Below are 14,020 nucleotides of genomic sequence, written 5' to 3' on the forward strand. Positions count from 1 at the left end.
TTCCGAACGGCTCCGATGCTAAACGATTGGCGGGCCGGGACTTGTCCGGCGCGGAAACATTATCGTTCCGGAGCCAGCCTCTCAGCTCTCCCCATGCACCTTGAGCTCATCGCCGCGGATCGTGGCCACGTGGAGCACATTGGTGGAGCCGGGCGTGCCGAAGGGGACGCCGGCGAGGATGATGATCTTGTCACCGCCCATGGCGATGCCGTGGCGCAATGCCATGCGCTTGGCCTTGCCGATCATCTCCTCGAAGCTGCCGATATCCTTGGTGCGCACGGCATGTACGCCCCACATGAGGCCGAGGCGCCGGGCCGTGCCGATGCGCGGGGTCAGCGCGAGGATCGGCGCGGAGGGACGCTCGCGGGCGACGCGGCGCACCGTGCTGCCCGATGACGTGAAGCAGACGATGGCCTTGGCCGAGACCGTGTCGGTGATCGACTGGCTGGCTTCGGCCAGTGCGTCCGACGTGGTCGGATCGGGGCTGGTCTCGGTGAAGTGCAGCCGGTCGAGATAGCCCGGATCATGCTCGACGCTGTGAGCGATGCTGTCCATCATCGCCACGGCCTCCTCGGGCCAGTCGCCCGCCGCCGTCTCGGCGGAGAGCATCACGGCATCGGCGCCGTCATAGACCGCCGTCGCGACGTCCGAGACCTCGGCGCGGGTCGGCGTCGGCGCCTTGATCATCGATTCGAGCATCTGCGTCGCGACGACAACCGGCTTGCCGAGGCGGCGCGCGCTGGCGACGATCTGCTTCTGGAGCGGCGGGACGGCATAAGGCGGCAGCTCGACGCCGAGATCGCCACGCGCGACCATCACGGCGTCGGACATTTCGAGGATCTCGTCGAGCCGGTTCAGGGCGGCGGGCTTCTCGATCTTGGCGAGCAATTGCCCATAGCCGCCCATCAGGCGCCGCGCCTCCGAAAGATCCTCCGGGCGCTGCACGAAGCTGAGCGCGATCCAGTCGGCGCCGCCCTCGATCGCGAAAGCGAGATCGCGCCGGTCCTTGTCGGTGAGCGCGGCCATGGGCAGCACGACATCGGGCACGTTGACGCCCTTGCGCTCGGACAAGGGCCCGCCGACCTCGACCACGGTCTCGATCTCGTTGTCGCTCGCCGATTGCACCCGCAGCACCAGCTTGCCGTCGTCGATCAGGAGGCGCGTGCCGACCTGCGCGGCGGCGAAAATCTCGGGATGGAGGAGCGCCACGCGCGCCGCGTCGCCCGGCTGCGGATCGCGATCCAGCACGAAGCGCGCGCCCTTTTCGAGGAACACAGGGCCTTGGGCGAAGGTGCCGATGCGCAGCTTGGGCCCCTGAAGATCGGCGAGGATCGTCGTCGGGCGGCCATAATCCTTTTCGAGCCCGCGAATGATCTCGATATTGGCGGCATGGCCCTCATGGCCGCCATGACTCATGTTCAGGCGGAATGCATCCGCGCCGGCAAGGAACAGCTTGCGGATCATCTCCTCGCTGCTGCTGGCGGGGCCAAGCGTGGCGAGAATGCGGACCTTGCGTGTGCGGGGGGCGAGCTTCTTCATCTATCCTCTTGCGTCAGCCCAATGCCTGCCCAAATGGCAAATGCCAAGCGGTGACTGTCCGCAAGTGGACAGAAACCGTTCGAATGCGAATGGGAGCCCTGCAATGACGATAGACACGCTCGATGACAAGATAGCGGCGGACGCTTTCCGCCGGCTCGTCCAGCATTTGCGTCATCGCACCGATGCGCAGAATGTCGATCTGATGGGCCTTGCCGGCTTTTGCCGCAATTGCCTCGCCGACTGGGTACAGGAAGCCGATGGCGCGATGGACAAAGATACGGCGCGCGAACTCATCTACGGCATGCCCCAGTCCGAATGGAAAGCCCGCTACCAGACCGAGGCGACACCCGAGCAGCTCGCGCGGATGAGGGAGAGCGTGGCCAGGAACGATCATTAGGGATTGTGGGGATTCAGCTCAGGCCGGAGCGAGAATGGCTGATGTGAGCGACCCGGAGCGCAGCGGCCTTGCTGGCCGTGAGCACCGGAAGCGCGAAAAGCGGCCGTTCGCAGCCCGGCATCAGCTGAATCCCCACAATCCCTAGGGTTCGGCCCCTGGAATGCGACGAGCGGAGGGGCGCGGTAACGGCTTGGTGAGCATTCGACTCTAGCGTGGGAGGACGAAGAGGCCGAAACACGGCCGCAGCAGAGGTCGCGCCCGTTGCAGAACTTCATCGAACTCCTGAAGGATCACACGCTGATCCTCTCTCATGTCAACGGCTTGCGCGACATCGTGGCGCATGACGAACCCGCGCCCGGCCCCGCGCTGCAGACGCTGCGCCGCCTCGCCCGTCTGCTGGACGCGCATCTGCGCGCCGAGGCCGATTTCATCCGACTCGAAGACGAGAACGAGCATCACGAGTTCACTGTACTCACGCAATCGCGCGGCAAGCTGTTCGACGCGATGGTGGCGGAATGGACCGCCTATCTGTGCGAATGGGATGAGGAGCGGGTCGGCGCGGACTGGGACGGCTTCGTCCACCAGACCGGCCGCATCCTCGACTGGCTGACAGCGCAGATCGAGATGGAAAACCGCTCGCTCTACCCCGCCGCGCTCAAATATGGGCTTATCCGCCTGCTGCCGGACGATTTTCGCGAAGCGATGGAGCAACGTCCGGCGGCGTAATAATATTTCGCGTCCTTCGGCGCTCGCACAGGCTTCTCACAAAAGTGTGCCTTGGGTGGTTTACATCCTAACCTCTCGCCGCTAGAGGCGCCCGCTATGTCGATGATGATCGCCAAGCCGATTAGCATTAAACCGACCCGCGCTCGCGGGGCGGTTTCGGATGTCTGCGCGGCCTGACGGCCGAGCATCCGGACCCAAGCCCCGCGAAGAGCGCGGGGCCGACTTTCAGACCGAAAGCCCAAGCCACCGCGCCTTCCACCAACAGGAAGGAACGAAGACTCATGGTTGCCCGCTTTTCTCCCGATGTCCGCGTCAATGTCGGCGTGGTCGGCGCCACCGGCCTCGTCGGCTCGATGATGCGCCAGCTGCTCGCCGAGCGGAACTTCCCGGTCGGCACGCTGCGCCTGTTCGCCTCGGCGCGCTCGGCAGGCTCGCAGGTCGAGTGGAACGGCCAGCAGATCACCATCGAGGATGCCTCGACCGCCGATTATGCCGGCCTCGACATCGTGTTCTTTTCGGCCGGCGGTTCGACCAGCAAGGCGCTGGCGCCCAAGGTCGCGGCGGCCGGCGCGATCGTGATCGACAACAGCTCGGCCTGGCGCTCCGACCCGGAGGTGCCGCTGGTCGTCTCCGAAGTGAACCCGCATGCGCTGGCGAACCTGCCCAAGGGCATCGTCGCCAATCCGAACTGCACCACCATGGCCGCCATGCCGGTGCTCAAGCCCCTGCATGAGGCGGCGGGCCTCAAGCGGCTGATCGTCGCGACCTATCAGGCCGTCTCCGGCGGCGGCATGGAAGGCATCGACGTGCTGGCGCGCCAGCAGGAAGCCGTCACGGATCGCGCCCGCGAGCTGGCCTTCCATGGCGATGGCGAGTTCGTGCCGGCACCGGAAAAGTGGGCGGTGCCGATCGCCAACAACATCGTGCCGCTCAACTATGTGCTGGGCGAGGACGGCTATACCGAGGAAGAGCTGAAGCTGCGCGACGAGAGCCGCAAGATCCTCGAAATTCCCGGCCTCCCCGTCTCCGGCACCTGTGTGCGCGTGCCGGTCTTCACCGGCCATGGCCTGTCGATCAACGCCGAGTTCGAGCGCGATATCGACGTGCAGACGGCGCTCGGCCTGCTCGTCAGGGCGCCGGGCGTGGTGGTGAGCGACGTGCCGAACGCGCTGGAAGCGACCGGTGCCGATCCGGTGTTCGTCGGCCGCGTCCGCCCGGACCGCACGGTCGATCATGGCCTCGCGCTGTTCGTCGTGGGCGACAATCTGCGCAAGGGCGCCGCGCTCAACGCCATCCAGATCGGCGAGGTGCTCTGCGGGCGGTGAAGACTATCCTCGCCCCTTTTGGGGAGAGGATAGCGCAGCTTACTGCGTGAGCAGTTAGCGAAGCTTGGAGAGGGGGTCGGGCGCGCGGGCGTTCCCCCTCTCCAACAGCGCCCAATCGCGTGCCGTGATAAGGCTTCGTATCCTCTCCCCAAGGGGCGAGGGGTAAGTTGCGCTTCTATTGTGTTATCGACATAATACACCTAGAAGGGCGGCGTGAGAGTTCTCGCCGCCCTTTTCTGTCTCACCCTCGCCGGATGCGCGCATCAGCCGGTCGCGGTCGACGACGCCATCCGCCACTATGTCCGCTCCAATCGCGACGGCTCCAGTCCCGAGCATATCGTCCATTTCCGCCCGAGCGCGACCGACGTCTCGGTCTATAAATGGGTAAGCAAGTGCAACGGCGCGGCCTATGTGACCGCGCAGAGGGACCCGGCCGTCTGGGAGCCGCGTTCGCTCATCGCAGGGCGTGTGGCGACCGACGGCAGCCAGAAGCGCATCGGCGAACTCGTGCTCGATCGCGGCACGCGCATCCTCACCGCGTCGATCGATCTGCCCGAGGGCAAGATGACCGACACCAGCGGCGTGCCCGCCGGCCTGCCCTGGTTCCTGTTCGATTATGATCTGGGCGATCTCAACACCTGGCTGCAGGAAACGAAGCCGCAAGCCGATTTCCGCTTCGCCTGGGCACTGGTCTGGCCCGAAGGCAAGCGCATCTTCGGCGAGACGGCGACCGTGCAGGCGACATTTCGCGGCATTGAGGCGCGCGGCGCGCAGCCCGCCCGCCGCTTCGACCTGCGCTTCATCGAGGGGCGCCCCGGCACTGGCACGCTCTGGATCGATCCGGCGAGCGGCGCGATCATCGAAGCGGAAGTCGGCGAGCCCAATCATCCCGGCATGACCGACTATCGGCTAAAGCTCGAACGTATCGAGAGCGGCGGCACGGCGGCCTGGCAAACACTGCTCCGCGGCCACTATGGCAACTGCCCGGCGGAGACCGCTCCGTAATTTCCTTGCTTTTCCCGGCAACTCATCTTATGTGCAGCGCAGCATCCGGCGTCCGCCTTTCAAGGCCGACGCAATCCCGAGCAGCGTGAGGCCTCGCGTAACCCGCAAACAGGCCGCCGGGATGGACGGAAGCGACAATCGCTTTAGCAGCCTTCTTCACGCAGGGTCGCATTACGAACCCTGCCGCGCCCGCGCCACGAAGTCGCGCGTGCGCCGCATCAATATATTGAGAAATATTTCATGTCCTATTTTGAAGAGCTCGGCCTTGCTGAGCCCATCCTCCGCGCGCTTGGCGCGAAGGGCTATGCAGACCCGACGCCGATCCAGCAGCAGGCCATTCCCGCGCTCCTCGAGGGTCGCGACCTGCTCGGCATCGCGCAGACCGGCACCGGCAAGACCGCCGCTTTCTCCCTCCCCTCGCTGCATCGCCTCGCGGCCAATCCGCAGCCCCGCAAGCCGGCCTCGTGCCGCATGCTGGTGCTTTCGCCCACGCGCGAGCTTGCGGCGCAGATCGCTGAGAACATGCGCGGCTATGCCAAGTATCTGAGCCTGAACGTGCAGGTCGTGTTCGGCGGCGTGCCCGTCGGCAAGCAGGCGCGCGCGCTTGTGCCCGGCACAGACATTCTCGTCGCAACGCCCGGCCGCCTGCTCGATCTCATCGACCAGCGCGCGCTGACCCTGCGCAATGTCGAGATCTTCGTGCTCGACGAAGCTGACCAGATGATGGACCTCGGCTTCATCAAGCCGCTGACCCAGATCGCCAAGATGTTGCCGGCCGAGCGCCAGAGCCTGTTCTTCTCCGCGACCATGCCGCAGGCGATCGCCGAGCTGGGCAAGCGCTTCATCAACGATCCGGTCAAGGTATCGGTCGCTCCGCAATCGACCACCGCCGAGCGCGTCGAGCAATATGCGACCTTCGTCAACCAGGCCGAGAAGCAGGCACTGCTGACCCTGCGCCTGCGCGAGACCATCGCGTCGGGCGAGCTCGACCGGGCGCTGATCTTCACGCGCACCAAGCATGGCGCGGATCGCGTCGCACGGCATCTGGCCGCCGCGCAGATCAGCGCCGCCGCCATTCACGGCAACAAGAGCCAGGGCCAGCGCACGGCGGCCCTACAGGGTTTCCGCAACGGAAGCGTGCGGGTGCTGGTGGCGACCGACATCGCCGCGCGCGGCATCGACGTGACGGGCGTGTCGCACGTCTTCAACTTCGAGCTGCCCAACGTGCCGGAGCAATATGTCCACCGCATCGGCCGCACCGCCCGTGCGGGCGCGGACGGCATCGCGATGAGCTTCGTGGCGCCGGACGAGAAGCCCTATCTGCGTGACATCGAGAAGCTGACGCGCGTGAAGCTGGAGGAGATGCCGCTGCCCGCCGACTTCGTCGTCGAGGCGCGCCGGCTGCCGCTGCCGTCCAAGAAGGCCGTGGAAGACGCCGTGCAGGATGCCGGCGCAGGCCGTGGTCGTCCGGCGCGCGGTGAAGGCCGTGGCGAGGGTCGTGGCCGTGGCGCAGGCCAGGGTCGCGGCGGTCGTCCGGTCCGTGCCGGTGGGCGCGGCGATCAGGGCGGCGAGCGCCGCGAAGGTCGCGCTGCTGGCTATGACCGTAGCGGTGAACGCCAGGGCGGCGAGTATCGCGGTGGTGAGCGTCGCCCGCAGGTCGCGCAGGGGCGCGGCCGTGACGAGGCACCGCGCAATGCCGAGCAGCGCCCCGGCGAGATCCGCATCGAGAGCCGCGCGCCGGCCTGGACCAACCGTCCGCAGGAAGGCCGCCACGCGCAGGGTCGCGACGATCGCCCCGCACGTCATGCCGATGGCGAGCGCCGTCCGCAGGGAGAGCGCGGCGGCCATCATGGCGGCCAGCGCAATGCCGGCGGCCGCTATGGCGAATCCCGCAACGGCGATGGCCGTCATCAGGGTCAAGGCCGTCCCGGCTTCGATCCGCTGAAGGTCTATGGCGACAAGGCACCGGCGCGCGATGGCGAGCCGCTGCCCAAGCGCATGCGCGAAGGTGTGACCGAGCAGCGCCCGCAGCGCGCCGAGGGCGAACGTGGTCCGCGTCAGGATCGTGGACCGCGCCGTTTCGGCGGTGGTGGCGGACGTCCGCAGAGCGGCAATGGCGGCGGCGGTCGTCGTAGCCGGGCTGGTCGCGCGGGCTGAACTGACCTAGCCCCTCCTCTTCAGAGGAGGGGTTGGGGTGGTGCTGCGCCGCCGCATCTATTCGCTACGCGAGCGATGCTGGCGCATCGCCATCACCCCTTGCCCCTCCTCTGAAGAGGAGGGGTTATTTCTTGTTCAATGCAGATGCTTCAGCTTGTCCGGGTTGCGCATCACATAGATGGCGGCAATCCGGCCGTCCTCGATCTCCAGCGCCGTCGTCTGATATTCCCCGTCCGCCTCCAGCGTGACGAAGCCCGGCAGTCCGTTGATGAAGCAGGCGCGCACGAACTGCGATCCATGCTTGCGGAACAGCACGCCGAGCGCCTTGTGGACTTGCACGACCTGCCTGGCACCGAGCAACACCGCCATCGCCGCCGGACGCTTGCCGCCGCCATCGCTGTGCATGCTGACGTCGGCCGCGAGCATCGCTCCGAGCGCCGTCATGTCGCCGCTGCGCGAGGCGGCGAAGAACGCATTGGCGATCTCCAGACCGCGCTGCTGCTCGACCTTGAAGCGCGGCCGCGCCTCGCGGACATGGTCGCGCGCCCGTGCCGCAAGTTGCCGCGTCGCGGCCGGATCGCGCCCGATCGTGCCCGCCACTTCCTCGAAGCCGAGGCCGAACACATCGTGCAGCAGGAAGGCGGCGCGCTCCAGCGGGGATAGCCGCTCCAGGGCGAGCATCAGCGGCAGGGTAACGTCCTCTTCCTCGTGCTCCTCGACGATCGGATCGGGCAGCCACGGTCCCACATAGGTCTTGCGCTGGACGCGGGCGGATTTGAGATGATCGAGGCAGAGTCGCGTCACCGTGCGGCGCAGAAAGGCCTCGGGCTCGCGTATCCCGGCGCGATCGACGCCCATCCAGCGGATGAACGCCTCCTGCACCACATCCTCGGCATCGGCGACCGAGCCGAGCATGCGATAGGCGACGCGGAGGAGCCGGGGACGCAGCGGGTCGAAACTCGCCGCCGCATCGCCCTGTTGGCCGGAGTCCTGCCGATCCGCCTGCATCAGGCAGCGGCCTTGGCGGGCGTCTCGTACCAGAGGCCGAAGCCGACCGCGATCCGGTTCCAGGCATTGATGATGTTGATCAACAGCGTGAGCTTCACTTGCTCCTCCTCGCTGAAATGCCCGGCCAGCGCCGCATGCGCCGCCTCATGACTGTGCCCTTGCGCCATCGTCGTCAAGGCATCGGTCCAAGCCAGCGCCGCGCGCTCGCGATCGGTATAGCACGGCGCCTCGCGCCAGGCGGAGAGCAGATAGATGCGCTGCTCCGTCTCTCCCCCCGCGCGCGCCTCTGCTGTGTGCATGTTGATGCAGTTGGCGCACTGGTTGATCTGCGAGGCGCGGATCTTCACAAGCTCGACAAGGCTGGATTCGAGGCTGTCGTTGATCGTCACCGACAGGCTGGTGAACTGCTTCATCAGGCTCGGCGCGGCGGCATAGGGGTTCAGCTTGGCAGTCATTGGTCAGCTCCTTCTTGGGGTGTGCCGACATGACGAGATAGGCCCCGGCGAATGTGACATGGGGGCGAAAATTTTTTCGCTTCTTCCTTTTTAGCCCCTCCCCTTCAGGGAAGGGGGAAGGGGTGGGGTTGCCGCGCAGCGGCATCTGCGTAACACCGACGGAGGCGAACGCGCTTCGCGCGTCACCCACCCCGCATCAGGTAAACAGTGCCCCGCACTGTTTAGGTCATGCCGGGGGCATGATCGACCTGGTGCGCCCTCCCTTGAAAGGGAGGGGCTAAGATAGGGCCAACCGCACCCCGAAGTAGATCATCAGCGTCCCGCTCATCCGGTCGATCCAGAGTTTGCGCTGCCGATAGGCGCTGGCGAGCGGGCCGGTGGAAAGCAGCAGCGCAACCGTGCCATACCAGCTCATCGCCAGCAGGAAGATGAGCACCACCGTCGCCCAAAGTGTCGCCGTCTGCGCGTGCGACGGCGCGGCAGCGGCGAAGGCCGAACTGTAGAAGCTGATCGAGCGCACATTGGAGAGATTGGTCGCGAGGCCGGCGCGGAAGGCATCCGACAGGCTGTGGCCTGCGGCCTCGTTCGCCACAGATTCGCGCGGCGACCGGCCGGCCATGCGCCAGAAGCGGATGCCGAGCCACACCAGATAGGCACTGCCCGCAAGCCGCAGGATGAGCTGCGTGACCGGGAACGCCTTGAAGATGAGGGCAAGGCCGAACAGGCTTGCGGTCGCCCACATCGTACTTACCAGCGCGACGCCCAGCACCGCCGTCAGCGCGTAGGAGCGGCCGTGATTGAGCGCCTGATGCGCCACCGCCATGAAGTTCGGGCCGGGGCTGATCGCGCCCAGCAGCCACAAGGCAGCGATGTTGAGAAGTGGCCCCCAGTCGATCATCGCGCGCCGCATAGCATCGCGACGGCGCGACACAAAGATCGCTTCTGGACAGGCCCCCGCACCGGTCGCTAGGGCGGCCCATCCGATTCTATAACCCCCTTTTCCCGGAGCCCGAATACTCATGAGCGACAATATCTCCGCCGAACAGCTTCGCCTGCTGATCGAACGTATCGAACGGCTGGAGGAAGAGAAGAAGGGCATCGCGGACGACATCAAGGACGTCTATGGTGAGGCCAAGGCGACCGGCTTCGACGTGAAGACGATGCGCTCGATCGTCCGCCTGCGGAAGATGGAGAAGCATCACCGCGAGGAAGCAGAGGCGCTGCTCGAGACCTATAAGGCCGCGCTCGGCCTCGACTAAGGAGCGCGCGGCCCGCCCGGAGGAGGATTGCTTATGCATCTCATCGGTTCGCTCGCCTCTCCCTTCGTCCAGCGTTGCCTGATCGTGGCCCGCGCTAAGGGCCACGACCTCGCGATCGAGCATCCGCCCGGTGGGTCGATGCAGAGCGATGAATTCCAGTCGATCAGCCCCATGGGCCGCATCCCCATCCTCGCGCTCGATGATGGCGGGCATATGTGCGAGTCCGGGCCGATCAGCATGTATCTCGACGAGATGCTGGACGGCCCCGCGCTGCTGCCGGAGGATCGCGCCAGCCGCGGCCGTGTGCGCGAGATCGAGGCGATCGCCGCCGGCGAGTTCGCTGCGGGCCTGCGCCCGACCATGGTCCACCGCATCTTTCGCGCCTCGGAGAATGAGCCGGTCGTGCTGGCCGGCATCGCCCAGTCCGACAGGGGCGCCGTCGCCCTCGCCCGGCTGATGCAGGACAGCGGCTCGCTTTATGCGGTCGGCGACACGATCAGCCTGGCCGATGCCGCGCTCGTCCCGTTCCTGACGCTTGCCATGGGCACCAGCTTCCAGCCCGAGATCGGCGATTTGCTGGCACGGCACAGCTTCCTGACCGCCTATCTCGATCGCGCATTGGCCGATCCGGTCCTTGCGCGCACCAGCAACGAGATGAAGGCGGCCTTCGCCGGCATCCTGGCGCGGCTGGATCATCCGGTCCCCGCCTGACCCCTTACGACAGAGGAGAGACGCGAACATGTCCGACGGACCCTGGGGCGGCGCCCCGAGCGAGATGATTGTCACCACCACCAACGGCATCGAGGGCCGCGCGGTGCAGCGTTATTGCGGCATCGTCACCGGCGAGGTGATCGTCGGCGCCAATCTCTTCCGCGACCTCTTCGCCAGCGTGCGCGATATCGTGGGCGGACGCTCGGGCGCTTATGAGGAAGTGCTCGGCCGCGCCCGCGAGGAAGCGCTCGCCGAGATGCGCGCCCGCGCCGCTTCGCTCGGCGGCAATGCCGTCATCGGCGTCGATCTCGATTATGAAGTGCTCGGCTCCAACGGCTCGATGCTGATGGTCTCCGCCACGGGCACCGCCGTCCAGATTTAAGCAGAGACCAAGGGGCAGACATGACCGGACGCATCGCCGTCATCACAGGCGCGGGCAGCGGCATCGGCCGCGCCGTCGCCATTTCGCTCGCGGCCAGGGGCTACAGGCTGATCCTCGCCGGCCGGCGCGCCGAGGCGCTGGAGGAGACTGCCGCGCTCGCGCCCGGTGCGCCCGAGCCGATCCTCTGCGTGCCGACAGACGTCTCGGACGAGGCCTCGGTCAAGGCGCTGTTCGATGCGGCGGTCGCGCGCTTCGGCCGCGTCGATCTGCTGTTCAACAATGCCGGCCTCAATGGCGGGCGTTTCCATATCGAGGATATGGACATCGCCGCGTTCCGGCAGGTGGTCGATGTGAACCTGACCGGCAGCTTCCTGTGCATGCAGGCCGCGTTCCGCGTGATGAAGGCGCAGGAACCGATGGGCGGGCGCATCATCAACAATGGCTCCATCTCCGCCTACAGCCCCCGGCCGGACACCGTCGCCTATTGCGCGAGCAAGCATGGCGTCTCCGGCCTCACCAAGGCGGGATCGCTGGAAGGCCGCAAATATGACATCGCCGTCGGCCAGATCGACATCGGCAATGCGGCCAGCGCCTTCTCCTCCAGCTTCGCCAGCGGCGTGCCGCAGGCGGACGGGCGGCTGGTGCCTGAGCCGGTCATGGACGCGAGCGTCGTCGGCGACACGATCGTCTATATGGACAGCCTGCCCGCCGGCGCACATGCGCAGTTCCTGACGGTGATGCCGGTCGGCATGCCGTTCATCGGCCGGGGCTGACGTCGGTGATATAGGGAGGTCATGACGCAGCTCATCCGCCTCGCCCGCATCGCCGATGCCGCCCGCTGCGCGGAGATCTATCGCCCATTCGTCACCGACAATTGGGTGAGCTTCGAGACCGAACCGCCCGACATGCAGGACATGGCGCAGCGCATCGGCTCCTATGGCGAGAGCCATGCCTGGCTGGTCGCCGAGGACGAGGCTGGCCGCGTCATCGGCTATGCCTATGCCAGCCCGCACCGCAGCCGCGCCGCCTATGATACGTCAGCCGACGTCGCCGTCTATGTCGATCCCGCCGCCGCCCGCCTCGGCATCGGCCGCGCGCTTTACGCCGCGCTCTTCCCGCTGCTCCGCGAGAAAGGCATCCATGCCGTTTTCTCCGGCATTGCCCTGCCCAACCCCGCCAGCATCGGCCTGCACGAAGCCATGGGCTTCACGCCGGTGGGCATCTATCGCGAGGTCGGCTGGAAGATGGGCGGCTGGCGCGATGTCGGCTGGTGGCAGCTGGTGCTCTCCGACACGCCTTAGCTGAAATTGGCAACCTTGCGCGTGGAGGGTTGCTCCTGCGCAACAGCGGGCCGACCGATATAAGGCACGTCCTTGTTGCGCGGTTCTTCGCGACGCTCCAGCTTGAAGTGCGCGACGACCCCGGCCATGCGACTCGCTTCCTCCGAGAGCGCCCGCGCGGCGGCGTTGCTCTGCTCGGCCATGGCTGCGTTCTGCTGGGTGCTGCTGTCCATGCGCTCGATCTCGTCGCTGACTTCCTGAAGGCTCGCCGCCTGGGTCGAGGCCTGCGCGGCAATGTGTTCGGCACGACCGGTCGCGTCGCCGATCTTGCGAATGATTTCCTCAAGGGCATTGCGCGTGCGCACCACCAGATCCGCGCCTTCGAGTACGTCGGCTCCCGATTTGACGATGAGGTCCTTGATGCTCTTGGCCGAATCCGTCGTGCGACGGGCCAGCGCGCCGACCTCGCTCGCGACGACCGCGAAGCCCTTGCCACTGTCGCCCGCGCGCGCCGCCTCGACACCTGCGTTCAGCGCCAGCAGGTTGGTCTGGAAGGCGATTGTCTCGATCACCTCGGTGATCTTGGCGATTTCGGTCGAGGAGGTCTTGATCTTGTCCATGGCCTCGATTGCCTGGTCCGCGACGTCACCGCCACCGCGCGCCTGGCCGTTCACCTCGGCAATGCTGGCATTGACCGAGCGGACATCCTCCGCTGTCGCCTGCATACCGCTATTGACCGTGCGCATCACCTCGGCCGTGCGGGCGATGCCGGCGGCCTGATGCTCCGTGCGGTTCGCAAGGTCGCTCGCGGCGGAATTGATCTGGCCTGCCCCGGAATCGATATTGTTCGCGGAAACCGCCATTTCTTCGACCGTCCGGCTCATGGCCCGACGCATGTCGTGGAAATCGAGTTCCATTTGCCGGTAGGCCGGCGGCAGTTCCTCGAGCTGCGCACGCAGATCGCCGTTCGCCACGGCGGCGAGCGCCCGGCCGAGCGAGTCCGTGACCGCGGTGCGCGCTTCTTCCTCCGCCTGAAAATAAGCGCCGAGTGCCCCATCCATATCGAGCAGCGCGACCTTGACCAGCGTGCCGACATCCCGGCTGAGCTTGCGCCCGAAGAGACGGGAAAGCGGGTTGGCCCGCCGGATCGCCTGCCCGATAATCTCTTCCAGAACGAGCGCATAACCGCCGATATAGAAAGCCGGCTTCAGGCCGACGCGCGAATGAACGCGGCCGATCTTTTCCGAGGCGGCGCGCTGCTGTGCGCCGAACCGGTCGGAGAAGAGCGCCACCCAATGCTCATGTTGCGCCCTGGACGCATAGTCGCGCTTTTCCTGTGTCGAGAGCAGCCGCGAAGCCTCTGGATTCTGCGCGATCTGCGCGTAGAGCTTCTCGAGCGCCTTGGGCGCATATTTCTCGATCAAGCGGCGAATGGTGGGGAAGGAGGCCTGGTTCGCCTCCGAAACGGCGATGAACGCGCGTTCGTCAGTGTGCTGGTTCATGATGCGTCCCGAATGTTCGTTCGTGAAGCGGGTCGTGAGTTTGCCTCACTGTTTTCCGCCAGAACTGCACATTAGGCCCAAAGCGTTGCGCTATGGTAAAGGCATTCCTAAGCAAAATCCCTTAGGAAAAGCCAGCCATTCCGCCCTGTCGCTCGACCGGAAATGACCCGTTCTCAAGCACTTCGTGATGTCATGGCTTTCCTGCCGACGGCTCGGGCAAGATCAGAGGATCGCGCAAGCCGACTCCAGCCCACCATTTTTCACACTTCCCCAT

Annotated in this window: 14 protein-coding genes and 1 pseudogene; 10 read left to right on the plus strand and 5 right to left on the minus strand. The window is 66.2% G+C overall.

Annotation, left to right across the window (positions count from 1 at the left end; all coding sequences use genetic code 11):
* Positions 1-81: 81 nt before the first annotated feature.
* Complete coding sequence (gene pyk / locus KM135_RS10715) at positions 82-1,539, minus strand: pyruvate kinase (RefSeq protein WP_221713999.1); 1,458 nt, start codon at positions 1,537-1,539, stop codon at positions 82-84.
* 103 nt (positions 1,540-1,642) lie between these two features.
* Between pyk and KM135_RS10720 the strand changes: the two genes are divergently transcribed.
* The 5 genes and pseudogenes from KM135_RS10720 to KM135_RS19755 form a co-directional block, all read left to right on the plus strand.
* Complete coding sequence (locus KM135_RS10720; RefSeq protein ID WP_221714000.1) at positions 1,643-1,936, plus strand: DUF1244 domain-containing protein; 294 nt, start codon at positions 1,643-1,645, stop codon at positions 1,934-1,936.
* Between the two features lie 261 nt (positions 1,937-2,197).
* Positions 2,198-2,662, plus strand: coding sequence for a hemerythrin domain-containing protein (locus KM135_RS10725; protein ID WP_221714001.1), 465 nt, complete (start codon positions 2,198-2,200; stop codon positions 2,660-2,662).
* 281 nt (positions 2,663-2,943) lie between these two features.
* A complete protein-coding gene (locus KM135_RS10730; protein ID WP_221714002.1) occupies positions 2,944-3,987 on the plus strand; it encodes an aspartate-semialdehyde dehydrogenase in 1,044 nt (347 codons plus the stop codon).
* A 213-nt stretch (positions 3,988-4,200) separates the two neighbouring features.
* Entirely contained in the window at positions 4,201-4,992 is a 792-nt protein-coding gene (locus KM135_RS10735) for a hypothetical protein (RefSeq protein ID WP_221714003.1), read from the plus strand.
* Positions 4,993-5,232: 240 nt separating this feature from the next.
* Positions 5,233-6,714, plus strand: a pseudogene (locus KM135_RS19755) (DEAD/DEAH box helicase); the annotation flags it as partial.
* 570 nt (positions 6,715-7,284) lie between these two features.
* Here KM135_RS19755 and KM135_RS10745 read toward each other — a convergent pair.
* The 3 genes from KM135_RS10745 to KM135_RS10755 all read right to left on the minus strand — a co-directional run bounded on the left by KM135_RS10745 (position 7,285) and on the right by KM135_RS10755 (position 9,510).
* Complete coding sequence (locus KM135_RS10745) at positions 7,285-8,157, minus strand: sigma-70 family RNA polymerase sigma factor (RefSeq protein ID WP_221714005.1); 873 nt, start codon at positions 8,155-8,157, stop codon at positions 7,285-7,287.
* Positions 8,157-8,612: a carboxymuconolactone decarboxylase family protein gene (locus KM135_RS10750; RefSeq protein ID WP_221714006.1), complete on the minus strand. Its 456-nt coding sequence runs from the start codon at positions 8,610-8,612 to the stop codon at positions 8,157-8,159. The genes KM135_RS10745 and KM135_RS10750 overlap by 1 nt, the downstream gene beginning before the upstream one ends.
* A 277-nt stretch (positions 8,613-8,889) precedes the next feature.
* The gene (locus KM135_RS10755) at positions 8,890-9,510 is read right to left on the minus strand and encodes a LysE family translocator (protein WP_221714007.1); all 621 of its coding nucleotides are present in this window, start codon (positions 9,508-9,510) and stop codon (positions 8,890-8,892) included.
* A gap of 121 nt (positions 9,511-9,631) precedes the next feature.
* Here KM135_RS10755 and KM135_RS10760 point away from each other — a divergent pair, with 121 nt between their 5' ends.
* From KM135_RS10760 to KM135_RS10780, 5 genes are all read left to right on the plus strand, one after another.
* Positions 9,632-9,871 (plus strand): DUF2312 domain-containing protein, encoded by a 240-nt coding sequence (locus KM135_RS10760; RefSeq protein ID WP_221714008.1) that lies wholly within the window; start codon positions 9,632-9,634, stop codon positions 9,869-9,871.
* Positions 9,872-9,904: 33 nt separating this feature from the next.
* The gene (locus KM135_RS10765; RefSeq protein WP_221714009.1) at positions 9,905-10,582 is read left to right on the plus strand and encodes a glutathione S-transferase family protein; all 678 of its coding nucleotides are present in this window, start codon (positions 9,905-9,907) and stop codon (positions 10,580-10,582) included.
* A gap of 64 nt (positions 10,583-10,646) precedes the next feature.
* A complete protein-coding gene (locus KM135_RS10770; RefSeq protein WP_221714085.1) occupies positions 10,647-10,964 on the plus strand; it encodes a heavy metal-binding domain-containing protein in 318 nt (105 codons plus the stop codon).
* A 20-nt stretch (positions 10,965-10,984) separates the two neighbouring features.
* Positions 10,985-11,737, plus strand: a complete 753-nt coding sequence (locus KM135_RS10775) for an SDR family oxidoreductase (RefSeq protein ID WP_221714010.1) — start codon at positions 10,985-10,987, stop codon at positions 11,735-11,737.
* A gap of 21 nt (positions 11,738-11,758) precedes the next feature.
* Positions 11,759-12,265 carry an arsinothricin resistance N-acetyltransferase ArsN1 family B gene (locus tag KM135_RS10780; RefSeq protein WP_221714011.1) on the plus strand — a complete coding sequence of 169 codons (507 nt, stop codon included), beginning with the start codon at positions 11,759-11,761 and terminating at the stop codon, positions 12,263-12,265.
* Here KM135_RS10780 and KM135_RS10785 read toward each other — a convergent pair.
* Complete coding sequence (locus KM135_RS10785; protein WP_221714012.1) at positions 12,262-13,746, minus strand: methyl-accepting chemotaxis protein; 1,485 nt, start codon at positions 13,744-13,746, stop codon at positions 12,262-12,264. The genes KM135_RS10780 and KM135_RS10785 overlap by 4 nt on opposite strands.
* Positions 13,747-14,020: the final 274 nt, after the last annotated feature.

The organism is Sphingobium xanthum, from assembly GCF_019737615.1.
GTDB lineage: Bacteria > Pseudomonadota > Alphaproteobacteria > Sphingomonadales > Sphingomonadaceae > Sphingobium > Sphingobium xanthum.